The organism is Pantoea sp. Mb-10, from assembly GCF_021272205.1.
GTDB lineage: Bacteria > Pseudomonadota > Gammaproteobacteria > Enterobacterales > Enterobacteriaceae > Pantoea.
On sequence record NZ_JAJSDX010000019.1, the window covers coordinates 1 to 1,223 of the forward strand.

2 tRNA genes and 2 rRNA genes are annotated in these 1,223 nt (G+C 53.4%); all 4 read left to right on the top strand.

From position 1 onward, the window contains the following. Positions 1–116: ribosomal RNA gene (locus LU196_RS20280) — 16S ribosomal RNA — on the top strand; the annotation flags it as partial. Between the two features lie 74 nt (positions 117–190). Beyond that, positions 191–267 (top strand) — tRNA-Ile (locus tag LU196_RS20285). A gap of 143 nt (positions 268–410) precedes the next feature. Then, positions 411–486, top strand: a tRNA-Ala gene (locus tag LU196_RS20290). A 195-nt stretch (positions 487–681) separates the two neighbouring features. After that, positions 682–1,223 (top strand): 23S ribosomal RNA (locus LU196_RS20295); the annotation flags it as partial.

Consider the following 1,223-nt stretch of genomic DNA (forward strand, 5'->3'; position numbering starts at 1 on the left):
CAAAAGAAGTAGGTAGCTTAACCTCCGGGAGGGCGCTTACCACTTTGTGATTCATGACTGGGGTGAAGTCGTAACAAGGTAACCGTAGGGGAACCTGCGGTTGGATCACCTCCTTACCTGAAGATACCTTCCCGCGAAGTGCTCACACAGATTGTCTGATAGAAAAGTAACGAGCAGAAAAAACCTCTACAGGCTTGTAGCTCAGGTGGTTAGAGCGCACCCCTGATAAGGGTGAGGTCGGTGGTTCAAGTCCACTCAGGCCTACCAAATTCGCACTCACGCTGCGTTATGTCTCCGGCTCGCATGGAACACCATGCTTTGCGGAAACATGCCTTGCCTGAGCACGAATTACGTTCCTTATGGAGCGTACTCCGTTGAGTGGTAGTAGACGGTCTCTGCAGTCACTGTATGGGGCTATAGCTCAGCTGGGAGAGCGCCTGCCTTGCACGCAGGAGGTCAGCGGTTCGATCCCGCTTAGCTCCACCATTACAGTCTGAAAATCACTTCAGAGCACGCTGAGAAAGTGTGCTGCGAAGTATTTGCTCTTTAACAATCCGGAACAAGCTGAAAATTTGAAACGACGCGCCTTATCAATGCCCCGTAACAGGCGGTGAATGAGGCGCGGTCGGGTCTCTCAAATGCTTGCAACACGCAGCGCTGAAAAACGCCTGTGGGTTGTGAGGTTAAGCGACCAAGCGTACACGGTGGATGCCCTGGCAGTCAGAGGCGATGAAGGACGTGCTAATCTGCGAAAAGCGTCGGTAAGGTGATATGAACCGCTACAGCCGACGATGTCCGAATGGGGAAACCCGGTGCACTCAGTGCATCATCGCAGCATGAATACATAGTGCTGCGAAGCGAACCGGGGGAACTGAAACATCTAAGTACCCCGAGGAAAAGAAATCAACCGAGATTCCCCCAGTAGCGGCGAGCGAACGGGGAGCAGCCCAGAACCTGCATCAGTTTGTGTCTTAGTGGAAGCGTCTGGAAAGTCGCGCGATACCGGGTGACAGCCCCGTACACGAAAAGGCATAGGCTGTGAGTTCGAAGAGTAGGGCGGGACACGTGGTATCCTGTCTGAATATGGGGGGACCATCCTCCAAGGCTAAATACTCCTGACTGACCGATAGTGAACCAGTACCGTGAGGGAAAGGCGAAAAGAACCCCGGCGAGGGGAGTGAAACAGAACCTGAAACCGTGTACGTACAAGCAGTGGAAGCCTC